Annotated in this window: 17 protein-coding genes; 13 read left to right on the top strand and 4 right to left on the bottom strand. The window is 53.2% G+C overall.

Translation table 11 applies throughout. The features are described from left to right. Window positions 1-117: 117 nt before the first annotated feature. Together sfsA and thpR are read right to left on the bottom strand one after the other, a co-directional pair. Window positions 118-822 carry a DNA/RNA nuclease SfsA gene (gene sfsA, locus OGY15_RS21335; protein WP_286540991.1) on the bottom strand — a complete coding sequence of 235 codons (705 nt, stop codon included), beginning with the start codon at window positions 820-822 and terminating at the stop codon, window positions 118-120. A 15-nt stretch (window positions 823-837) separates the two neighbouring features. Continuing rightward, window positions 838-1,368 carry an RNA 2',3'-cyclic phosphodiesterase gene (thpR, locus tag OGY15_RS21330; protein ID WP_286540990.1) on the bottom strand — a complete coding sequence of 177 codons (531 nt, stop codon included), beginning with the start codon at window positions 1,366-1,368 and terminating at the stop codon, window positions 838-840. 73 nt (window positions 1,369-1,441) lie between these two features. Between thpR and hrpB the strand changes: the two genes are divergently transcribed. The 10 genes from hrpB (at window position 1,442) to fhuB (ending at window position 18,129) form a co-directional block, all read left to right on the top strand. Next, complete coding sequence (hrpB, locus tag OGY15_RS21325; protein ID WP_286540989.1) at window positions 1,442-3,871, top strand: ATP-dependent helicase HrpB; 2,430 nt, start codon at window positions 1,442-1,444, stop codon at window positions 3,869-3,871. A 79-nt stretch (window positions 3,872-3,950) separates the two neighbouring features. Then, the gene (gene mrcB, locus OGY15_RS21320) at window positions 3,951-6,491 is read left to right on the top strand and encodes a bifunctional glycosyl transferase/transpeptidase (RefSeq protein ID WP_286540988.1); all 2,541 of its coding nucleotides are present in this window, start codon (window positions 3,951-3,953) and stop codon (window positions 6,489-6,491) included. 603 nt (window positions 6,492-7,094) lie between these two features. Then, window positions 7,095-7,637, top strand: a complete 543-nt coding sequence (locus OGY15_RS21315) for a fimbrial protein (RefSeq protein WP_151216777.1) — start codon at window positions 7,095-7,097, stop codon at window positions 7,635-7,637. A gap of 51 nt (window positions 7,638-7,688) precedes the next feature. Beyond that, window positions 7,689-8,402, top strand: a complete 714-nt coding sequence (locus tag OGY15_RS21310; RefSeq protein ID WP_286540987.1) for a fimbrial biogenesis chaperone — start codon at window positions 7,689-7,691, stop codon at window positions 8,400-8,402. A gap of 31 nt (window positions 8,403-8,433) precedes the next feature. Then, window positions 8,434-10,917 (top strand): fimbria/pilus outer membrane usher protein, encoded by a 2,484-nt coding sequence (locus OGY15_RS21305; protein WP_286540986.1) that lies wholly within the window; start codon window positions 8,434-8,436, stop codon window positions 10,915-10,917. A 14-nt stretch (window positions 10,918-10,931) separates the two neighbouring features. After that, the gene (locus OGY15_RS21300; protein WP_286540985.1) at window positions 10,932-11,948 is read left to right on the top strand and encodes a fimbrial protein; all 1,017 of its coding nucleotides are present in this window, start codon (window positions 10,932-10,934) and stop codon (window positions 11,946-11,948) included. A 218-nt stretch (window positions 11,949-12,166) separates the two neighbouring features. Further along, complete coding sequence (gene fhuA, locus OGY15_RS21295; RefSeq protein WP_278238241.1) at window positions 12,167-14,416, top strand: ferrichrome porin FhuA; 2,250 nt, start codon at window positions 12,167-12,169, stop codon at window positions 14,414-14,416. Window positions 14,417-14,462: 46 nt separating this feature from the next. After that, window positions 14,463-15,260, top strand: a complete 798-nt coding sequence (gene fhuC, locus OGY15_RS21290) for a Fe3+-hydroxamate ABC transporter ATP-binding protein FhuC (RefSeq protein WP_286540983.1) — start codon at window positions 14,463-14,465, stop codon at window positions 15,258-15,260. Next, window positions 15,260-16,150, top strand: a complete 891-nt coding sequence (fhuD, locus tag OGY15_RS21285; RefSeq protein WP_151216783.1) for a Fe(3+)-hydroxamate ABC transporter substrate-binding protein FhuD — start codon at window positions 15,260-15,262, stop codon at window positions 16,148-16,150. Before fhuC ends, fhuD begins: the two co-directional genes overlap by 1 nt. After that, window positions 16,147-18,129 carry a Fe(3+)-hydroxamate ABC transporter permease FhuB gene (fhuB, locus tag OGY15_RS21280; RefSeq protein ID WP_286540981.1) on the top strand — a complete coding sequence of 661 codons (1,983 nt, stop codon included), beginning with the start codon at window positions 16,147-16,149 and terminating at the stop codon, window positions 18,127-18,129. The genes fhuD and fhuB overlap by 4 nt, the downstream gene beginning before the upstream one ends. A 36-nt stretch (window positions 18,130-18,165) precedes the next feature. On the opposite strand, the gene hemL is transcribed toward fhuB, so the two are convergent. Continuing rightward, on the bottom strand, window positions 18,166-19,446 hold the full coding sequence (gene hemL, locus OGY15_RS21275) for a glutamate-1-semialdehyde 2,1-aminomutase (protein ID WP_286540979.1): 1,281 nt from the start codon (window positions 19,444-19,446) through the stop codon (window positions 18,166-18,168). A gap of 168 nt (window positions 19,447-19,614) precedes the next feature. On the opposite strand from hemL, the gene clcA reads away from it, so the two are divergent. The 3 genes from clcA to erpA are packed head-to-tail and all read left to right on the top strand — an operon-like array spanning window position 19,615 to window position 21,462. Then, a complete protein-coding gene (gene clcA, locus OGY15_RS21270; RefSeq protein WP_151224580.1) occupies window positions 19,615-21,036 on the top strand; it encodes a H(+)/Cl(-) exchange transporter ClcA in 1,422 nt (473 codons plus the stop codon). Between the two features lie 23 nt (window positions 21,037-21,059). Continuing rightward, entirely contained in the window at window positions 21,060-21,125 is a 66-nt protein-coding gene (gene yadW / locus OGY15_RS21265; RefSeq protein ID WP_122973801.1) for a small protein YadW, read from the top strand. Then, window positions 21,118-21,462: an iron-sulfur cluster insertion protein ErpA gene (gene erpA, locus OGY15_RS21260; protein ID WP_003018581.1), complete on the top strand. Its 345-nt coding sequence runs from the start codon at window positions 21,118-21,120 to the stop codon at window positions 21,460-21,462. The genes yadW and erpA overlap by 8 nt, the downstream gene beginning before the upstream one ends. Window positions 21,463-21,505: 43 nt before the next feature. Here the strand turns inward: erpA and OGY15_RS21255 are convergent, their stop codons facing one another. Continuing rightward, window positions 21,506-22,129, bottom strand: a complete 624-nt coding sequence (locus tag OGY15_RS21255) for a TRIC cation channel family protein (RefSeq protein ID WP_151216786.1) — start codon at window positions 22,127-22,129, stop codon at window positions 21,506-21,508. Window positions 22,130-22,151: the final 22 nt, after the last annotated feature.

Raw genomic sequence — 22,151 nt, 5'->3', positions numbered from 1 at the left:
TAAATAGCAGATGCTTTTCCGGATAGCAATTATCTAAACGTAACACTTGACAACCCTGTGAGGAAAAGCGTATTTGCCCACGCGCCCAGAATACTAATTAACCAAATGTTTACACCATTACAAGGTAATGGGCAATGGCTCTTTAAGAGTCATACCATGGGCAGAAAGTTCCGCTTTATAAACCAGAATTTCTACCCCCTTAAGCTGTGCTTCAACTAATAATTGCGCATATTTAGCATCGATATGACGCGCGGGTGAAAACCGTGTAATGGCTGAATGCAACACCGCAAAAAATATCACGGCACGCTTGCCTTCAGCCGCTACGCTCATCAATTCCCGAAGATGTTTCTGACCTCGTTCAGTAATGGCATCGGGAAAATAACCCTGATCTTTTTCCGCCAACGTGACTGATTTCACTTCAATATAGCAGTCAGGTCGGGAATCCGCCTGTAACAAAAAGTCGATGCGACTTCCTTCGGTGCCGTATTTTACTTCACTTTTCAAGGTGCTGTAGCCTGAAACTTCTGAAATGAGCTCATTCTCAATAGCTTCTTTCGTTAATTTGTTGGCCCACAGCGTGTTAACACAAATAAAAGCGCCCTTTTGCGTTTGTGTTAATTCCCAGGTATGGGGATATTTCCGTTTAGTATTTTCTGATGTCGAATACCAGACTGTGTCCCCCGGCGTTGCACATCCGGTCATCGCTCCCGTATTGGGGCAGTGTAATGTTAGCTCTGTGCCATCCGGTGTAATCACATCCGCTAAAAAACGCTTATAGCGCAGGATGAGCGTGGCAGGTTGTAAAGGTGGAGAAAATTGCATGAACAGTCCCTTTGATTATTCAGTCAGCATCCAGCGTTGCAGTGGCGTGTAACGCGTGCGTCCCCGCGATAGTGAAGAGGAATACAGCACAAACTCCGTGACCGGAAATGACCAGCCAAAGCCAGGTGCGGGGAGAGATACCGCATGACCCGCATCGCGCAGCAGCGTGATATGTGGATGAAACGGCTGTGGGCTTTGGTAGCACCCGCTTCGTGCGGCCTGCGCCCGCAGCATATTCGCCAGTTGCAGCAGGCCGCGCGGCGGCTGACGCATTCCCAGCCACACAACCCGCGAGCGCAGCCATTGTCCGGCATCATCAAGTTTGAGGGTAAAACCCGGCTGGCGAATACGTCCGGCAAGCTGTGACAGCGCCTGCTGTTTCTCCGCGCTGACGTCGCCTAAAAAGGCCAGCGTCAGATGCAGATTATCAGCGGCGACGGGACGACCCGCTTCAGCGGGAAACTGCGCGGCCCGCCAGTGGATGAGCTGCTCCCGAACCTCGCCTGGCAATTCAATCGCAAAGAACAGCCTTTTTGGCTCAGTCATGATGGATACTCGGTTATGAATTAACGCGATGCTACAATGCAGCGCGAAGAATGTTAACCCTCTGGAGCCATTTGTGACGTCGTTGCCCGTTGCCGCCGTAGTGCCTGAACTGCTTACCGCCCTTGATGCCTCGTTGCAGGTTTTGCTGACGGCGCCGACTGGTGCCGGGAAATCGACCTGGCTGCCGTTGCGACTTCTTGAGCACCGCGGCATCAAGGGGCGCATTATTTTGCTGGAGCCTCGGCGTCTGGCTGCGCGTAATGTGGCGCAACGATTAGCGGAATTGCTGAATGAAAAGCCTGGTGAGACTGTCGGCTACCGGATGCGTGCGCAAAGCTGCGTAGGGCCGCAGACCCGCCTTGAGGTGGTGACGGAAGGTGTCCTGACGCGCATGATCCAGCGCGATCCTGAGTTGTCGGGCGTTGGGCTGGTGATCCTCGACGAATTTCACGAGCGGAGTTTGCAAGCTGACCTGGCGCTGGCGCTGTTACTGGATGTGCAGCAAGGGCTGCGCGACGACCTGAAGCTGTTGATCATGTCCGCCACTCTGGATAATGGGCGTTTGCAGCAGATGTTACCCGATGCGCCGACGATTGTCTCTGAAGGCCGGGCATTTCCTGTTGAACGGCGGTATCAGCCGTTGGCGGCACACCTGCGTTTTGATGAAGCGGTAGCGATAGCGGCGGCAGAATTCTTGCGCCATGAAAGCGGGTCGCTGCTGCTGTTTTTACCGGGCGTGGGGGAAATCCTGCGCGTGCAGGAACAGCTGACATCACGTGTGGGCAGTGATGTGCTGCTATGTCCACTATACGGTGCATTGACGCTTGCCGAGCAGCGTCAGGCGATTTTGCCCGCGCCGCAAGGTAAGCGCAAAGTGGTGCTGGCGACCAATATTGCCGAAACCAGCTTAACGATTGAAGGCATCCGGTTGGTGGTCGACTGCGCCCAGGAGCGAGTGGCGCGCTATGACGCGCGCACCGGTTTAACGCGGTTGATTACCCAGCGCATTAGCCAGGCATCGATGATCCAGCGAGCCGGGCGTGCAGGTCGTCTGGAGCCCGGTATCTGTCTGCATCTGCTTGCCAAAGAGCAGGCCGAAAGAGCGGCGGCGCAGGGAGAACCCGAGATATTACAGAGCGATCTGTCCGGACTGTTGATGGAACTGCTGCAATGGGGATGCACCGATCCTGCGCAGTTGAACTGGCTGGATACGCCGCCAGCTATCAACCTGCAGGCAGCAAAACGGCTGTTGCAGATGCTGGGCGCGCTTGAGGGCGACAGGCTCAGCGTCACGGGGCAAAAAATGGCGGCGTTGGGTAACGATCCCCGTTTAGCGGCTATGCTGGTTAGCACCAACAGTGACGATGAAGCGGCATCGGCGGCAAAACTGGCAGCAATTCTGGAAGAGCCGCCGCGCGGTGGCAGTAGCGATTTGGCTGTTGTGTTTTCACGAAATCAGCCCGTCTGGCAGCAGCGTAGTCAACAATTACTGAAACGGCTTAACGTTCGCAGCGGGCAGCCAGACAGCGCGCTGCTCCCCTCGTTGCTGGCGCAGGCGTTTGCCGATCGGATCGCGCGTCGACGTGGACAAGAAGGACGCTATCAACTGGCCAACGGCATGGGGGCAATGCTGGATGCCGATGACGCTCTTGGACGCCATGAATGGTTGATTGCGCCGTTGTTATTGCAAGGCAGCGCGTCACCAGATGCGCGTATTTTACTGGCCTTGCCGCTGGATATTGAAGTGTTGATGCAGAGGTGTCCTGAACTGCTGCAACAGTCCGACACCATCGAATGGGATGAAGCCCAGGGAACGTTAAAAGCACTGCGCCGTACGCGGATAGGCCAGTTGACGCTAAAAGTGCAGCCACTGGCCAAGCCCTCGGAAGAGGAGTTGCATCAGGCGATGCTGAATGGTATTCGCGATAAAGGGCTAAGTGTGCTCAACTGGACACCGGAGGCCGAGCAGTTTCGGCTGCGTTTGCAATGTGCGGCAATCTGGTTGCCGGAGTACGACTGGCCCGCGGTAGATGAGGATTCTCTGTTGAAGACGCTGGAGCGTTGGCTGCTGCCACACATGAGCGGTGTGCACTCTTTACGCGCGTTAAAAGCACTCAATGTGGGTCAGGCATTGCGAGGTTTGCTGGACTGGTCAATGCTGCAACGTCTGGATAGTGAACTGCCAGCGCATTACACTGTGCCAACGGGAAGCCGGATTGCCATTCGCTATCATGAGGATAATCCTCCTGTATTGGCCGTTCGGATGCAGGAAATGTTTGGTGAAGCAAACACTCCGACTATCGCCCAGGGACGCGTGCCGCTGGTGCTGGAGCTGTTGTCTCCGGCCCAAAGACCGCTACAGGTGACGAGCGATCTAAGCGCGTTCTGGCAGGGATCGTACCGCGAGGTGCAAAAAGAGATGAAAGGGCGTTATCCCAAACATGTCTGGCCGGACGATCCGGCGAATACCGCGCCAACGCGGCGCACCAAAAAGTATTCATAATTTGAGAGATTTCTTCTTCTGTCGCAGGGCGGAAGAACTGAGAATCGGCCTTTGCGCCTGAATGTTGCGGAGAAAAAGCATGGCGGGGAATGACCGCGAGCCAATTGGACGTAAAGGGAAACCCTCGCGTCCGGTGAAACAAAAGGTGAGCCGTCGTCAACTCAGAGATGAAGAGTATGACGACGATTATGATGATGATGACTATGAGGATGAAGAACCGATGCCGCGTAAGGGTAAAGGCAAAGGGCGTAAGCCTCGTGGTAAACGCGGCTGGTTCTGGCTGCTGGTAAAACTGTCGATTGTTTTTTTGGTGCTGATCGCCATTTACGGCGTGTATCTGGACCAAAAAATCCGTAGCCGTATAGACGGTAAAGTCTGGCAGCTTCCTGCTGCAGTATATGGTCGCATGGTTAACCTTGAGCCAGAAATGCCGATCGGCAAGAACGAAATGGTGAAGTTGCTGGAAGCCACGCAGTACCGTCAGGTAACGAAGATGACGCGTCCAGGCGAATTCACCGTGCAGGCGAAAAGCATTGAGATGATTCGTCGTCCGTTTGACTTCCCGGACAGTAAAGAAGGGCAGGTGCGCGCGCGTCTGACCTTTGACGGTGATCATCTGGACACCATCGAGAATATGGATAACAACCGCCAGTTCGGTTTCTTCCGTCTCGATCCACGCCTGATTACCATGCTCTCTTCACCTAATGGCGAGCAGCGCTTGTTTGTCCCGCGCAGTGGATTCCCGGATCTGCTGGTCGATACGCTACTGGCAACCGAAGACCGTCACTTCTATGAGCATGATGGCGTCAGCCTCTACTCGATTGGTCGTGCGGTGCTGGCCAACCTGACGGCCGGTCGCACGGTGCAGGGGGCGAGTACGCTGACTCAGCAGCTCGTGAAGAACCTGTTCCTGTCCAGCGAACGTTCTTACTGGCGTAAGGCCAACGAAGCTTACATGGCGCTGCTGATGGATGCGCGTTACAGCAAAGATCGCATTCTTGAGCTGTACATGAACGAAGTCTATCTCGGTCAAAGCGGCGATAATGAAATTCGCGGCTTCCCGCTGGCGAGCCTCTATTATTTCGGTCGTCCGGTGGAAGAACTGAGCCTCGACCAGCAGGCGTTGCTGGTGGGGATGGTTAAAGGGGCGTCAATCTATAACCCATGGCGTAACCCGAAGCTGGCGCTGGAGCGTCGTAACCTGGTGCTACGTTTGCTGCAACAGCAGCAGATTATCGACCAGGATCTGTATGACATGCTGAGCGCGCGTCCGTTAGGCGTACAGCCGCGTGGTGGAGTGATCTCGCCGCAGCCAGCCTTTATGCAGATGGTGCGTCAGGAGCTCCAGGCGAAGCTGGGCGATAAAGTTAAAGATCTCTCCGGCGTGAAGATTTTCACCACCTTTGATTCCGTGGCGCAGGACGCTGCGGAAAAAGCGGCGGTGGAAGGCATTCCGGTGCTGAAGAAACAGCGTAAGCTGAGCGATCTGGAAACCGCGATTGTAGTGGTTGACCGCTTCAGTGGCGAAGTGCGTGCCATGGTTGGTGGAGCAGAACCGCAGTTTGCGGGCTATAACCGTGCGATGCAGGCGCGTCGTTCGATTGGTTCTCTGGCAAAGCCAGCGACTTATCTGACCGCGCTCAGTCAGCCGAAACTGTATCGCCTGAATACCTGGATTGCTGATGCGCCGATTGCGCTGCGTCAGCCGAACGGACAGGTCTGGTCGCCACAGAACGATGATCGTCGCTATAGCGAAAGCGGAAAAGTGATGCTGGTGGATGCGTTAACCCGCTCCATGAACGTACCGACGGTAAATCTGGGGATGGCGCTGGGCTTGCCTGCTGTGACTGATACCTGGATTAAACTGGGTGTGCCGAAGGATCAGCTCCACCCGGTTCCGGCCATGCTGCTCGGGGCGTTGAACCTGACGCCGATCGAAGTGGCGCAGGCGTTCCAGACTATCGCCAGCGGCGGCAACCGCGCGCCGCTGTCGGCGTTGCGTTCGGTGATTGCTGAAGATGGCACCGTGCTGTATCAGAGCTTCCCGCAGGCCGAGCGCGCCGTGCCAGCACAGGCGGCGTATATGACGCTGTGGACCATGCAGCAGGTGGTTCAGCGTGGTACGGGTCGTCAGCTTGGCGCGAAATATCCAGGCTTGCATCTGGCAGGGAAAACCGGGACCACTAACAACAACGTGGATACCTGGTTTGCCGGGATCGACGGCAGCCAGGTGACCATCACCTGGGTGGGACGTGATAACAACCAGCCAACCAAGCTGTACGGTGCCAGCGGTGCAATGTCGATTTATCAGCGTTATCTGGCTAACCAAACGCCAACGCCGCTGGTGCTGACGCCGCCGGAAGATGTGGTGGATATGGGCGTGGACTACGATGGTAACTTCGTGTGTAGCGGCGGTATGCGCACGCTGCCGGTCTGGACTACCGATCCTGATTCACTGTGTCAGCAGGGTGAAATGATGCAGCAGCCGACCGGAAATCCGTTCGATCAATCTTCTCAACCGCAGCAGCAGCAACAGCAGCAACAGCAGCCACCGCAGCAAGAGAAGAAAGACAGCGATGGCGTAGCGGGCTGGATTAAGGATATGTTTGGCGGGAATTAATCTCGCTACCGTTGTACTTTCTCCCATATCAGCATGATGCCAATGCGTGCTGATGTGGGGATTTCCCCCTGTTTGACATCCCTGTTTTTACGCCGCTTCCTGACTAACCTCCAGTTTTTAAAGCAAATAGTATTGAAAATCGATTCGATTATTATGTGCCAATCATAAACAATAATTTTTTTGTATTTATTTCTGTGACAATTAAACGTTAAATTTTTTTTGTTTTCGTTTTCTGGTTGCATTTTACAGTAAATTCCATAATGGAAATAATTAAATCCATCTAAAGTATTCTTTTGGTGTATGTATTTTTATCTTCTTAATGTTGAATTAAGTATAAATAATTTATGGGGATATTCTTAATTTAATCAATGTGTTGATTGTTATATTATTTCACTGTGTGTGGGAAGGCTATTCGCTTTTATTCGTTTATCCTCGTATGATAAATCATCAAAGGGAATATTTTGATGTTGATAGATCTGATGTTTGTATAATATTCATGGAAATATATTGCTCATCATCATTTGCAGCCAGACTCTGTATTTCCTTTGATGCAATCCATTTATTTTAATGTTGATTTTTATGAGCATATGTAAGGAATGCGTTATGTGCAAAAAAATTCTCACCGACTTGTTCATGGGCGGTATGTTGGCAGGGATTGTGGCCCCAGCGTTAGCTGTTGATACGGGAAGCATTACTTTTACCGGGAAGATTGTCCCTGACTCTTGCGTAGTCGATGTCAATGGCGCTGGAGGAGAGGGGACGGTTACCTTTAATCAGTTGTCAAAAACTGCGTTCGGCGCAGATAAGAAAGTTGGCGATTCGCAATCTTTTGCCATCACCATCACGGGTTGTGATGAGGCGGTTCAAAACCTCAATATCAAGTTTGATGGGGCAAGCATCCCCGGATACAACGAGGAAGTATTGCAGCCTGGAGGAGAGGCAAAGAATGTCGGGGTTCGTATGCTGCCTGAAGGGAGCAGTAATTATGTGAAATTTGATGGTTCAGAACCGGATGTCGCGCTAAATAAGGCCAACGTTGGGAACGTAATATTTAACTATAAGGCTGAAGTGATTCAGGTTGGTAGCACTGCGCCGACCGCCGGTGATTACTCGGCACAAGCTACTTACACCCTGCTTTACCGTTAGTACCTGTCTAACCTGGCCCAGGCTGGGCCAGTATTTCAATGGAATGGAAATATGAAACGATTTATTATCGCATTAACCGCTATTTTCACTATCGGGATTCATCTTGCCCATGCTGGTGTTGTACTGGGGGGAACTCGCGTTATTTATCCTGCTAATCTGGCAGAGGTTCAGGTTGCCCTGAAAAATAAGGATAATGATAAGCGCTACCTCGTGCACAGTTGGGTGAGTAATATTGATGACAGCAAAGCCCCCTTTATTATTACTCCGCCAATTTATAAACTCGATGAAAATCATCAGACATTGTTGCATGTCGTTTATACCGGCAGTCAATCTTCTGTCCCTCAGGATCGTGAATCATTGTATATGGCAAATGTTAAATCTGTTTCTGCGATACCTGAAGCATTGCGTGATAATAATACACTGCAATTTGCCATTAAAACCAAATTAAAGTTGTTCTACCGCCCGGTATCGTTGAAAGAGAGCGAGGCTAAAACCGCCTGGCAGTCACTGCAGTTTAGTCGCAGCCAAAACCAGCTTATCGTGAAGAATCCTACGCCATTTTACGTCACTTTTGGCCAACTCACCGTTGCTGGAAAAGAAATTAAACCCGCTGCAGATGGGAAAACACCTTCTGCATTAGCGATGATGGTCGCGCCGTTTGGCGAGCAGCGTTTCCCTTTATCATCATCGGTGAAAGGGGATGTGGTCTGGACTGCAATTAATGATTTCGGTTCAGAAACCGGGCAGCACAAACAGTCGCTGTAAATCAACTATTGATTTATCACGGGTGGTATTTATGGCTTCTCATCATACTGTTCGGATACTGGCCCTCAATTCGCTGACATTGGCTTTATTTACGATGAGTGGTGCAGTCTATGCCGAGGATTATTTTAATCTCGATGTTCTGGAAACGGGAACACCATTGGAAAATACGGGGGCGCTTGAATCTTATTTACAGCATAACGGGTTATCACCCGGGCGTTATTTAACATCGATTGTCTGGGATCAGGACCGAATTGATAAGCGAAATATAAATTACCTCCTTTCAAAAGATAATAAAAAACTGATTCCACAACTGACCAAAGCAGAATGGCGCGAGCTCGGTGTGAAAGTGGATGCCATACCGACATTAAATAATATTGATGATAATACGCTGCTGGGCGATATCAGCGAATATATCGCCGATGCACACGATGACTTCAACCCGGAGACCCAGGTACTGCAATTACGCATCCCTCAGATATACCGTGACCGGCAAATGTCGGGGGAAAGCAACCCCGCTTCCTGGGATGACGGCATTCCGGCGCTGTGGACGAGCTACTATGTCTCGGGGACGCATCAACAATTGAACGGCGACAGCAATGTATCCAACTGGGCGAGCTTCAATTCTGGAATGAATATCGGCCCCTGGCGTTTGCGTAACGCCAGTAACTGGGGAAATGATGATGGCTGGCAATCCATTAGTACGACGCTTTCCCGTGATATCAAGCGCTTACGCAGCCAGCTTCAGTTTGGGCAAACCGCTACCAATGGTGAACTGTTCGACAGCGTGCAAATGACGGGTATGAAGCTGGAAACGGATACCAGCATGCTGCCCAGCGGGTTGCAGGGATTTGCGCCGGTCGTTCGTGGCATCGCCAACAGCGATGCCAAAGTGACCGTTAAGCAAAATGGTTACACCGTTTACCAGACAAACGTTTCACCGGGCCCATTTGAAATCCGTGATTTAGCGCAGGTGACGGCAGGGGCGGATCTGGAAGTCACTGTGACGGAAGCCGATGGCACGGAAAGGAGCTTTATTCAGGCGAGCTCCTCGGTGCCGATCATGCAGCGTGATGGCGCGTTGAAATACAGCCTGGCGATGGGGAAATATCGCGATACGGATAGCCATGAGAAACCAGAATTTGGTCAGGCAACGCTGATTTACGGCTTGCCGTATGGCATTACCGCTTACGGCGGTGTGCAGGGCGCGTCAATGTACCATGCCGGGCTGGTCGGTATCGGGGCGGATTTACATCATTTGGGCTCGCTGTCGATGGATTTAACCATGGCCAAAACGGCTTTTGACGACAGTCGCTCTGATACCAGCGGCCAGTCGTGGCGCGTGCAGTACGCCAAAGATTTTCCGCTGACCGATACCACGGTCACGTTAGCCAGCTATCGTTACTCCACGTCCGGGTTTTATACCTTTCAGGAGGCACTCGACCAGCGAAATAGTCGCTATGACGACGACAGCATCTACAGCTACCGCGACAGCTACAACCGTCGCAGCCGCCTGCAACTGAACGTGTCGCAGTCGTTACAGAGCTGGGGATCGGTGTATGCCAACGCTTATCAGCAGGACTACTGGGGAATGCAAGGCCATGAGCGCAGCGTCAGCATGGGCTACAGCAGCAGCTGGCAGGGCGTGAACTGGTCGCTGAATTACAGCCTCACCAAAACGCCGTCGACGGATAACGACCAGCAGTTTTCAGTATCGATTAACGTCCCGCTTTCGCGTTGGCTGCCGAATGCCTGGGGCACGTATAACCTGACGAGTTCGAAAACAGGCAACACGTCACATCAGGTTGGCGTTAACGGTACATTGCTGGAAAACAACAATTTAAATTACAACCTCCAGCAAACCTACACGGATAACAACGTGGGCTATGGGGCGTATCTCTCGTCACGCTATCGGGCTTCGGCGGGTGAATTCAGCGCCAATTACAGCTACCAGAAAAATAGCAAGCAGTGGGGCTATAGCGCGCAAGGATCTGTGGTGGCGCATTCGCAGGGGATTACGCTCGGGCAGTCAATTCAGGATGCCTTCGCCCTGGTGCATATCGCCGATGGTGACCACGTTAAAATACAGAATGCGCAGGGGATATACACCGATCGCTGGGGTAATGCGATCGTACCGAATTTAACTAACTATCGGCGTAATACTGTCACTGTGAATACCGTGGGGCGTGACGATCTGGATATTCAGGATGCTTCTGTGGATGTGGTTCCCACGAAAGGCGCGGTGGTGGCGGCTCACTTTAGTGCCCGTTCGGGGAAACGGGCCTTGCTGACGCTGCGGCATGGCCAGGGCGTGGTGCCGTTTGGCGCAGTGGTGAGTATGGACGGGACGACATCAATCGTCGGCGATGATGGTGAAGCGTATGTCACAGGGCTCAAAGGAACGCAACGTTTTGAGGCGCAATGGGGAAATACCGCACAGACCAAATGTTCGGGACGCGTGAGCGTGCCGGAGAACGTAGGCGCAGGAATTCTTACGGCTACAGTGAATTGCCAATAACGGAAGGCTAGCGAATGAACTCACAAAAAATAAGATGCAGTATACTAATTTTAATAGCATTTTTATCCTTTTGGTTGTCACCGGCAGTATTGGCCTCGTGTTATTTTTCTGGTGGTGGAGGAAATCCAGCGGAGGTGAATTTTACCATTCCTCAATTGATTGTGAATAGTGATGCACCGCCAGGAACTATTATTTACACGGCAGAAGCCACAAGCGCTTCGATTGCGGTGACATGTGATGCCGACGGCGATATTTATCAAGGATACAATAATGGTTTAATGCCAGAAAATGCCAGACCAGATAATCCACTCCAGGGGGTTTATGAAACGAATGTTCCGGGGATTGGTTTTCGCGCTGCCTGGGCGAATAATACCAGCGCAACATTAAATGAGGGGGCATTAATTAGCCTCTGGCATATGGGCAGTTCCAAAGTACGTAAATCAGATGGTTACTATCCCATAAAGCTTCATGCCATTATTCAGTTTGTGGTAACCGGTGCCGTTTATTCTGGCGGTGGCGTTGTGCATACCCCAAGGCTTTATGCAGACTGGAAATATGACAATCTGGTGATGGGGAAACTGCGTTTTTCCGATATAAGCGTTTTTGTACAATCACAAACCTGCGAGCTAACAGAAAAAAATATTACGGTGCCATTAAATGATATTACCGCTGGGGAGTTTACGAATAATGTCTCAAAAGTCGTTTCGGACGATCGTTTTAAAATCCAGTTAAATAATTGTGATGCCGGGATTCAAGTTGACTATCAGTTTACTTCTGCAGGCTCAACCGGTGTGACGGACGGCACTATTTTGAATATTGCTAATGGTGACAATGCCGCCAGCGGGGTGGGTATTCAAATTCTGGATAGCCACGATAATGTTCTTCGGTTTGATCAAAACTACACGGCGGTTGCGCAGACTACGCAGGATCAGTCTGTCACGATTCCGCTGAAAGCGCGTTATGCCAAAACCGGAACTGTGAAGGGAGGGCAGGTCAGCGCAGTGGCAACCTTTGAAGTGTATTATCGCTAAAGCCAGCCTCTGCTTGCCCTGAAACCGGGGGGTTTCTTTGACTCAACATTCCAGCTTATTTTATTAACCCTTTATTTTCATCTGGTTATTTCTTGAGCCCTTAGTTTTGGTAGGGGGCTGTATTGCTTGCTATCGCATCAAATTTTGGCCTATTATTCTCATCGTTATAATAATAATTCTCGTTTACGTTATCATTCACTTTCATCAGAGAAACACCAATGGCGCGTTTTAAAACTGCTAAGCCAAACTCATCGCTGCGTAAAATCGCAGTCGTGGTAGCCACAGCGGTTAGCGGCATGTCTGTCTATGCACAGGCGGCGGTTCAACCGAAAGAAGAAACCATCACTGTCACCGCAGCACCTGCCGTACAAGAAAGCGCATGGGGCCCCGCGGCGACGATTGCTGCTCGTCAGTCAGCGACGGCGACCAAAACCGACACACCGATTCAAAAAGTTCCTCAGTCTATTTCAGTGGTCACCGCCGAAGAGATGGCGTTGCATCAGCCGAAATCAGTAAAAGAGGCGCTCAGCTACACACCTGGTGTGGCAGTGGGTACTCGTGGCGCATCGAATACGTATGATTACCTGATCATCCGTGGCTTCGCTGCTGATGGCCAAAGTCAGAATAACTATCTGAATGGCCTGAAAATGCAGGGCAATTTCTACAATGATGCCGTGATCGACCCGTATATGTTGGAGCGTGCCGAAGTGATGCGCGGTCCGGTTTCCGTTCTCTACGGAAAAAGTAACCCAGGCGGTTTGTTGAACATGGTCAGCAAACGCCCGACCACAGAGCCGTTGAAAGAAATTCAGTTCAAGATGGGCACTGACAGCCTGTTCCAAACCGGTTTTGATTTCAGCGATGCGCTGGATGATGACGGCGTATACTCTTACCGCTTAACTGGCCTGGCGCGTTCCGCGAATGCCCAGCAACAGGGCGCAGAAGAACAACGCTATGCCATCGCGCCATCTTTCTCATGGCGTCCGGACGATAAGACAAACTTCACCTTCCTTTCCTACTTCCAGAACGAGCCGGAAACCGGTTATTACGGTTGGTTGCCGAAAGAAGGGACGGTGACTGAGCTGCCGAACGGCAAGCGTCTGCCTACCGATTTCAACGAAGGTGCGAACAACAATACCTATTCTCGTAACGAGAAGATGGTGGGCTACAGCTTCGACCACGAATTTAACGACACCTTTACCGTGCGTCAGAACCTGCGTTACGCGCAAAATAAAGTCTCGCAGAACAGCGTGTATGGCTACGGTATGTGCTCCGATCCACTCTATACCAAGGATCCGGCTAACAGTCCTTGCGCCAGTGTTCCTCAGGCCGAATGGAATCACACGCTGACTCGTCAGTATGTTATCGACAATGAGAAATTGCAGAACTTCTCCGTCGATACCCAGTTGCAAAGCAAGTTCGCGACTGCTGATGTGGATCACACGCTGCTGACCGGCGTTGACTTTATGCGTATGCGTAATGATATCAACTCCTGGTTTGGCTATGCGGGTTCTGTTGCGCCGTCCGATATCTATAACCTCGACCGTAGCGACTTCGATTTTGGCTCACACCCAGGCCCTTCAGGTCCTTACAAAGTGCTGAACAAACAGAAGCAGACCGGCTTGTATGTCCAGGATCAGGCGCAATGGGATAAGGTGCTGGTTACTCTGGGCGGCCGTTACGACTGGGCTAAACAGGACTCTCTGAACCGTGTTTCTGGCGTAACGGATTCCCGCGATGATAAGCAATTCACCTGGCGCGGTGGGGTTAACTATCTGTTCGACAACGGCGTAACCCCGTATTTCAGCTACAGCGAGTCGTTTGAACCAGCTTCCCAGACGGGGGCAAGCGGTAATATCTTTGCGCCGTCCAAAGGTAAGCAGTACGAAGCTGGCGTGAAGTACGTGCCGAACGATCGTCCAATCGTGATCACCGGTGCTGTCTATCAGTTGACCAAAACCAACAATCTGATGGCCGATCCGAACGGATCGTTCTGGTCAGTGGAAGGCGGTGAAATTCGTTCTCGCGGAGTGGAAATTGAAGCGAAAGCGGCGCTGTCTGCCAGTGTTAACGTTGTCGGCTCTTATACCTATACCGATGCGGAATACACCACCGACACCAACTACAAAGGCAATACGCCTGCGCAGGTGCCAAAACACATGGCATCGCTGTGGGGCGATTATACCCTTTATGACGGCGTGCTTTCCGGGCTGACGCTGGGTACGGGCGTTCGTTATACTGGCTCCAGCTATGGCGATCCGGCAAACTCCTTTAAAGTAGGGAGCTACACGCTGGTGGATGCGTTAGTTCGTTATGATCTGGCTCGTGTCGGCATGGCGGGCTCCAACGTGGCGTTGCATGTGAACAACCTGTTTGACCGCGAATACGTCGCCAGCTGCTTCAATACCTATGGCTGCTTCTGGGGCGCAGAACGTCAGGTCGTTGCAACCGCAACCTTCCGTTTCTAATTTCTTTTGGGCACGCTTTGCGTGCCCGTTTTACAAGTTGGCTGCTATGCAGGAAAACAGATCCCATCCCGACACCACCTTTGCGTTGCGTAATGTCTCCTTTCGTGTGCCTGGCCGCACGCTTTTGCATCCTCTCTCTTTAACTTTTCCTGTGGGGAAAGTGACTGGCCTTATCGGCCACAACGGTTCCGGAAAATCGACGTTATTGAAAATGCTGGGGCGCCATCAGCCGCCGTCGGAAGGTGAAATCCTGCTCAACGAACAGCCGCTGGAGAACTGGAGCAGTAAAGCGTTTGCCCGTAAGGTCGCCTATCTGCCGCAACAGCTGCCGCAAGCGGAAGGAATGACGGTACGGGAACTGGTGGCGATTGGCCGCTACCCGTGGCATGGCGCACTGGGACGTTTTGGTGTGGCTGACAGAGAGAAAGTAGAAGAAGCTATTTCGCTGGTCGGCTTAAAACCGCTGGCACATCGTCTGGTCGACAGCCTGTCCGGCGGGGAACGCCAGCGGGCGTGGATTGCGATGCTGGTGGCGCAGGACACCCGCTGCCTGCTGCTTGATGAACCGACTTCCGCGCTGGATATTGCCCATCAGGTTGATGTGCTTGCGCTGGTGCATCGCTTAAGTCAGCAGCGCGGGCTGACGGTGATTGCCGTACTGCATGATATCAACATGGCGGCTCGCTACTGCGATTATCTGGTGGCGCTGCGCGGTGGTGAAATGATTGCCCAGGGGTCGCCTGCTGAGCTGATGCGCAGTGAAACTCTGGAACAGATTTATGGTATCCCGATGGGCATTTTGCCACATCCGGCTGGTGCCGCACCCGTGAGTTTTGTCTATTAATGATTGAATTACATCATATTACCCGTCGGCGGCTGCTTGCGGCGATGGCGCTGTCGCCGCTGCTGTGGCGGATGAATACGGCACACGCTGCAGTGGTTGATACGCAACGCATTGTGGCGCTGGAATGGCTACCGGTAGAACTACTGCTGGCGCTGGGTATTACGCCGTATGGCATCGCGGATATCCCTAACTACAAGCTGTGGGTCAGTGAGCCCCCGTTGCCAGACTCGGTGATTGACGTTGGGCTACGCACGGAACCCAATCTCGAACTGCTGACCGAAATGAAACCCTCATTTCTGCTGTGGTCGGCAGGCTATGGTCCTTCTCCCGAAAAGCTGGCGCGAATTGCGCCTGGCCGGGGATTTAACTTCAGTGACGGTAAAAAGCCGCTGGCCGTTGCGCGACGATCGCTGCAGGAAATGGCGCAATTGTTCAATCTGCAAGCCTCTGCTGAACGCCATCTGACCGAGTACGATCGTTTTATCGCCAGCCTGAAACCGCGCTTTATTCAACGCGGTGCGCGTCCCGTGCTGCTGACATCCTTGCTTGATTCGCGACATATGCTGGTGTTTGGTCCGAACAGTCTGTTCCAGGACGTGCTGGACGAATATGCGATCCCCAACGCCTGGCAGGGCGAGACAAACTTTTGGGGCAGTACTGCCGTGAGTATTGACCGTCTGGCAGCCTTTCAGGATGCCGATGTTTTGTGCTTTGACCACGGCAACGATCAAGAGATGGCTGTGCTGATGTCTACGCCGTTGTGGCAAGCAATGCCGTTTGTCCGCAGCGGACGTTTTCAGCGTGTACCTGCCGTCTGGTTCTATGGCGCCACACTCTCGGCGATGCATTTTGCCCGCATTCTGGATAATGCGCTGGGAGGCAAAGCGTGAGTAAACGAATTGCGCTTTTCCCGCCCCTTCTGCTGGCGATTCTGTTTGTGGCTGCCTGCTGGTTGACCTGGATGAATTTTTCCGTTGCGTTGCCGCGCAGCCAGTGGCAGCAGGCTATCTGGTCACCAAACATCAATCTCATTGAGCAGATGGTTTTCCACTACAGTCTGCTGCCGAGGCTGGCGATTTCGCTGCTGGTCGGCGCCGGACTGGGGCTGGTTGGCGTCTTGTTTCAGCAGGTGCTGCGTAACCCGCTGGCAGAGCCAACCACGCTGGGCGTCGCGACCGGTGCGCAATTGGGCATTACCGTCACCACGCTATGGGCGATTCCTGGTACCCTGACCACGCAATTTGCGGCGCTGGCGGGAGCATGTGTCGTTGGGGCGCTGGTGTTTGGCGTCGCTTGGGGCAAGCGTCTTTCCCCGGTGACGTTAATCCTTGCCGGGCTGGTGGTCAGCCTGTACTGCGGGGCGATTAACCAGTTGATGGTTATCTTCCATCACGATCAACTGCAAAGCATGTTTTTATGGAGCAGCGGTACGTTAACCCAAACCGACTGGAGCGGCGTACAACGCCTGTGGCCGCAGTTGCTGGGCGGCGTGATGCTGACGCTGCTGTTACTGCGCCCAATGACGCTGATGGGACTGGATGACGGCGTAGCGCGTAACCTCGGTCTGGCGTTATCGCTGGCGCGCCTGGCGGCCTTGTCGCTGGCGATTGTTCTCAGCGCATTGCTGGTTAACGCCGTCGGGATTATCGGTTTTATTGGCCTGTTTGCACCGCTGCTGGCGAAAATGCTTGGCGCGCGGCGTTTGCTGTCGCGTCTGATGTTGGCTCCGCTGATTGGGGCATTAATCCTCTGGCTCTCTGACCAAATTATTCTGTGGCTGACCCGCGTATGGATGGAAGTTTCCACTGGTTCGGTGACGGCGCTGATTGGCGCGCCATTGTTGCTGTGGCTGTTGCCGCGCCTGAGGAGTATGAGCGCGCCGGATATGAATGCCGGCAACCGTATCGCCGCTGAGCGTCAGAATATACTGATGTTTGCGCTGGCGGGTGGGGCGATATTGCTGCTGACCGTTATTGTGGCGCTCGCGTTTGGCCGTGATGCGCACGGCTGGACATGGGCCAGCGGCGCGATGCTGGATGAACTCATGCCCTGGCGCTGGCCACGTGTTCTGGCAGCGCTGATTGCCGGGGTGATGCTGGCGGTAGCTGGCTGTATTATTCAGCGTCTGACCGGAAACCCAATGGCCAGCCCGGAAGTATTAGGTATTAGCTCCGGGGCGGCATTTGGCGTGGTATTAATGTTATTTCTGGTCCCCGGAAATGCCTTTGGCTGGCTGATGCCGGCCGGGAGCCTCGGGGCGGCAGCCACCTTGCTTATCATTATGATTGCCCCCGGGCGCGGGGGTTTTTCGCCGCACCGCATGTTGCTGGCAGGGATGGCGCTCAGCACGGCGTTTACAATGCTGCTGATGATGCTGCAGGCCAGCGGCGATCCGCGGATGGCGGGGGTGCTAACCTGGATCTCCGGCTCAACCTATAACGCGAGTGGCGAACAGGTGCTGCGCACCGGGATTGTAATGGTTATCCTGCTGGCGATGACGCCACTGTGTCGTCGTTGGCTGACGATATTACCGCTGGGCGGCGATACGGCGCGGGCGGTGGGGATGGCGATCACGCCGTCGCGCGTAGGGTTACTGCTGTTGGCTGCGGGGCTGACGGCAACCGCAACCATGACGATTGGACCGTTGAGTTTTGTCGGGTTAATGGCGCCGCATATTGCTCGTATGATGGGCTTTCGCCGGGCGATGCCGCATATGCTGATTTCGGCGCTGGCGGGCGGCGTGTTGCTGGTCTTTGCTGACTGGTGTGGGCGAATGGTGCTGTTTCCGTATCAGATCCCAGCGGGGTTACTGTCGACGTTTATTGGCGCGCCGTACTTTATCTATCTGCTGAGAAAGCAGAGCCGGTAATGTAAACGCCTCGCCTTTACAGGCGAGGCGAATGGATCACAACTTTGCAAATACCCGACGCGCGGCGTCGATGGTGTTATTGATATCGTCTTCGCTGTGCGCCACAGACATAAAGCCCGCTTCGAAGGCGGACGGCGCCAGATAAACACCTTCATCCAACATCATATGGAAGAAACGCTTGAAGCGTTCAACATCGCACGCCATTACGTCCTGATAGCAGGTCACGGTTTCGGCATCGGTGAAGAAAATCCCGAACATCCCACCCACATGGTTAACCACCAGCGGAATGTTTGCTTCCTCGGCGGCTTCCAGTAGACCTTCCGCCAGACGTGTCGTCAGTTCGTTCAGCGTTTCATGAATACCCGGTTGGGCCACTTCGGTCAGACAGGCAAAACCTGCCGCCATCGCAATCGGGTTACCGGAAAGCGTACCCGCCTGGTAAACTGGTCCGGTCGGTGCCAGTGCGTCCATCACATCGCGACGGCCGCCGAATGCGCCAACGGGCATGCCGCCACCGATGATTTTACCCAGGCAGGTGAGATCCGGCACGACACCGTAATAATCCTGCGCACCGGCCAGCGCTATGCGGAAACCGGTCATCACTTCATCGATAATCAACAGCGCACCGAACTCATCGCACAGTGCACGCAGGCCCGGCAGGAATTCCGGCAGCGGCGGGATACAGTTCATGTTGCCTGCGACTGGCTCAACGATGATGCAGGCGATCTCCTGCGGATATTGTTCAAATGCTGCACGTACTGAAACGAGATCGTTATAAGTGCAGGTCAGGGTGTGTTTCGCGAAATCAGCCGGAACGCCTGGAGAATTCGGCTGACCCAGCGTTAACGCGCCGGAACCGGCTTTGACCAGCAGGCAATCGGCATGACCGTGGTAGCAGCCTTCAAATTTGATGATCTTATCGCGGCCGGTGAAACCGCGCGCCAGGCGGATGGCGCTCATTGTCGCTTCCGTACCGGAGTTCACCATACGCACCATGTCCATGGTCGGCACGAGTTCAGTGACCAACTCCGCCATTTTCACTTCCATCTCGGTTGGTGCGCCGAAGCTTAAACCGCGCTCTGCGGCTTCAATCACCGCATTACGGATTGCCGGATGGTTATGACCCAGTACCATCGGTCCCCAGGATCCGACGTAATCGATATAGGCTTTACCATCGACATCGTACAGATACGCGCCGTCGGCTTTTTCAATAAACAACGGAGTGCCACCCACGCCGGTAAAGGCGCGAACGGGGGAGTTAACACCGCCGGGGATAAGTTCGCGTGCTGCGTTGTAGAGGTTTTCAGACTTACTCATGGATGGGGCCCTGGTTCGTAGAAAAAGTGAATGCGGGCTATTCTAGTTATTCAGCGAAGGTTATGAAAGTTTTACGCATTTGAAACAATGCGATTTGCAGGGGATTTTCGTGAAATGTGCGAGTAGAATGCCGATTTCGTATTTGTATTACCAATTAATGATCATCTGATGAAGACAGACACTCCCTCTTTTGAAGCACAGCAAATTGTGCGTTTACGCCGTAGGGATCAAATCCGTCGACTCCTGGAACGAGACAAAACGCCGTTGGCGATCCTGTTGATGGCAGCGGTAGTTGGTACCGTAACAGGGTTGGTTGGCGTGGCATTTGAGAAAGCGGTGACTTGGGTACAGAATCAACGCATTGGCGCGCTGGTTCAGGTTGCCGACCATGCCGTTCTGGTTTGGCCTCTGGCGTTTATTCTCTCTGCATTGCTGGCGATGGTCGGCTACTTTCTGGTGCGTAAATTTGCCCCGGAAGCGGGCGGCTCAGGGATACCAGAGATTGAAGGCGCGCTGGAAGAGCTGCGGCCTGTGCGCTGGTGGCGCGTACTGCCGGTGAAATTTTTCGGCGGTATGGGTACGCTGGGTGCCGGTATGGTGCTCGGACGTGAAGGGCCGACCGTACAGATTGGCGGTAATATTGGGCGCATGGTGCTGGATATTTTCCGCATGCGCAGCGCTGAGGCGCGGCATACTCTGCTGGCGACCGGCGCGGCTGCGGGGCTTTCGGCGGCGTTTAACGCTCCGCTGGCGGGGATCCTGTTCATTATTGAAGAGATGCGCCCGCAGTTTCGCTATAGCCTTGTGTCGATCAAAGCCGTGTTTACCGGCGTCATCATGTCGAGCATTGTGTTTCGTGTTTTCAACGGCGAGGCCCCGCTCATTGAGGTTGGTAAACTCTCCAATGCGCCAGTGAACACGCTGTGGTTGTATCTGGTCCTGGGGATTATTTTTGGCTGTGTCGGACCGTTGTTCAACACCATGGTGTTGCGGACTCAGGATATGTTCCAGCGTTTCCACGGCGGCGATCTCAAAAAATGGGTGCTGATGGGCGGTGCGATCGGCGGTCTGTGCGGGATCCTTGGCTTAATTACGCCTGAAGCGGCTGGTGGCGGGTTTAACCTGATACCTATCGCTGCGGCAGGGAATTTCAGCGTTGGTTTACTGCTGTTTATCTTTATTGCCCGCGTCATTACCACGTTGCTGTGCTTCTCGTCCGGCGCGCCAGGCGGGATATTTGCCCCGATGTTGGCATTAGGCACGTTACTTGGCACCGCGTTCGGTATGGCGGCAGCGGCCTCGTTTCCCCATTATCATCTGGAGGCCGGAACCTTTGCCATTGCCGGTATGGGGGCATTGTTGGCGGCCTCGGTGCGCGCGCCGTTAACGGGCATTATACTGGTACTGGAAATGACCGATAACTATCAGCTCATTTTGCCAATGATTATTACCTGTCTTGGCGCAACACTATTAGCCCAATTTATGGGCGGGAAGCCGCTATACTCGACAATCCTTGCCCGTACGCTGGCGAAACAGGAAGCGGAGCAGGCGGCAAAAAGCCAGAGTGCCGCCACGGGCGAGAATACTTGAACGAAATACCAGGGTATTAGATAATGGCCCAAAATATTGGGTTGAAATTTACCCAATTGCCGATGTCGTTTGGAGCAAAATATGAGTGATGACGTAGCGCTGCCACTGCAATTTACTGAAGCAGCAGCCAATAAAGTAAAAAGCCTGATCGCTGACGAAGATAACCCGAATCTGAAATTACGCGTGTATATCACTGGCGGTGGTTGCAGCGGTTTCCAGTACGGTTTCACCTTTGACGATCAGGTAAACGATGGTGATATGACCATTGAGAAACAAGGTGTTGGTCTGGTCGTTGACCCAATGAGCCTGCAATATCTGGTGGGCGGCGCGGTTGACTATACCGAAGGCCTGGAAGGTTCCCGCTTCGTTGTGACTAACCCGAATGCGAAAAGCACCTGCGGGTGTGGTTCTTCTTTCAGCATTTAAGTATGCGAGAATGAAAAAGCCGTGTTAATGACACGGCTTTTTGCTATCTGCTGTTATCATCCAGCGCAAACGTGGGTAATTTCAAATGCCAGCGAATAGCGGCGAGCCGAATTAGCAGGGTGACAACCATTCCCATCATACTGGCGTTTTCCAGCGAAACATTAAAAGTATAAAACGCCGTCGCATGCACGATCCCGCCGATAATACACGCGGTGGCGTAGATTTCGGTGCGCAAAATCATCGGAACTTCACGTGCTAACACGTCGCGAATGATCCCGCCGCCGACGCCGGTAATCACTCCCATACAAATCGCCACTAACGGCCCGGTTCCGGCGAGAAACGCTTTATTTACACCAATACCTACAAACACCGCCAGGCCAACGGCATCGAGTACCGGAAGGATCCACTTAGGTATTCGTCTGGGCTGGCGTACCAGTACGATCGTCAGCATGCTGGTGATCATCGCCACGACCAGATCGGTCGGATCCTTAACCCAAAAAACTGGCCCATTATCCAGCGCCATATCGCGGATTGTACCGCCGCCAACGGCGGTAACCACGCCAAGAACCAGGACACCAAACGGGTCCATACGTAATTTTCCGGCCAGTAATACGCCAGAGATAGCAAATACCGCAGTGCCTACAATATCAAGCCAATAGACGAGCATTGTCGAATCCCCACTGATAGCC

The sequence above is a fragment of the Citrobacter sp. Cu231 genome (genome assembly GCF_030332265.1).
In the GTDB taxonomy this organism is placed as follows: domain Bacteria; phylum Pseudomonadota; class Gammaproteobacteria; order Enterobacterales; family Enterobacteriaceae; genus Citrobacter; species Citrobacter meridianamericanus.
Note: the sequence above shows the minus strand (reverse complement) of the source record. Positions and strands in the feature narration are given on the sequence as shown.

What these genes read in the sequence shown, in the direction of transcription:
- sfsA (WP_286540991.1), bottom strand. Translation starts at nt 822, where the DNA reads ATGCAATTTTCTCCACCTTTACAACCTGCCACGCTCATCCTGCGCTAT.
- thpR (WP_286540990.1), bottom strand. Translation starts at nt 1,368, where the DNA reads ATGACTGAGCCAAAAAGGCTGTTCTTTGCGATTGAATTGCCAGGCGAG.
- mrcB (WP_286540988.1), top strand. Translation starts at nt 3,951, where the DNA reads ATGGCGGGGAATGACCGCGAGCCAATTGGACGTAAAGGGAAACCCTCG.
- OGY15_RS21315 (WP_151216777.1), top strand. Translation starts at nt 7,095, where the DNA reads ATGTGCAAAAAAATTCTCACCGACTTGTTCATGGGCGGTATGTTGGCA.
- OGY15_RS21310 (WP_286540987.1), top strand. Translation starts at nt 7,689, where the DNA reads ATGAAACGATTTATTATCGCATTAACCGCTATTTTCACTATCGGGATT.
- OGY15_RS21305 (WP_286540986.1), top strand. Translation starts at nt 8,434, where the DNA reads ATGGCTTCTCATCATACTGTTCGGATACTGGCCCTCAATTCGCTGACA.
- OGY15_RS21300 (WP_286540985.1), top strand. Translation starts at nt 10,932, where the DNA reads ATGAACTCACAAAAAATAAGATGCAGTATACTAATTTTAATAGCATTT.
- fhuA (WP_278238241.1), top strand. Translation starts at nt 12,167, where the DNA reads ATGGCGCGTTTTAAAACTGCTAAGCCAAACTCATCGCTGCGTAAAATC.
- fhuC (WP_286540983.1), top strand. Translation starts at nt 14,463, where the DNA reads ATGCAGGAAAACAGATCCCATCCCGACACCACCTTTGCGTTGCGTAAT.
- fhuD (WP_151216783.1), top strand. Translation starts at nt 15,260, where the DNA reads ATGATTGAATTACATCATATTACCCGTCGGCGGCTGCTTGCGGCGATG.
- hemL (WP_286540979.1), bottom strand. Translation starts at nt 19,446, where the DNA reads ATGAGTAAGTCTGAAAACCTCTACAACGCAGCACGCGAACTTATCCCC.
- clcA (WP_151224580.1), top strand. Translation starts at nt 19,615, where the DNA reads ATGAAGACAGACACTCCCTCTTTTGAAGCACAGCAAATTGTGCGTTTA.
- erpA (WP_003018581.1), top strand. Translation starts at nt 21,118, where the DNA reads ATGAGTGATGACGTAGCGCTGCCACTGCAATTTACTGAAGCAGCAGCC.
- OGY15_RS21255 (WP_151216786.1), bottom strand. Translation starts at nt 22,129, where the DNA reads ATGCTCGTCTATTGGCTTGATATTGTAGGCACTGCGGTATTTGCTATC.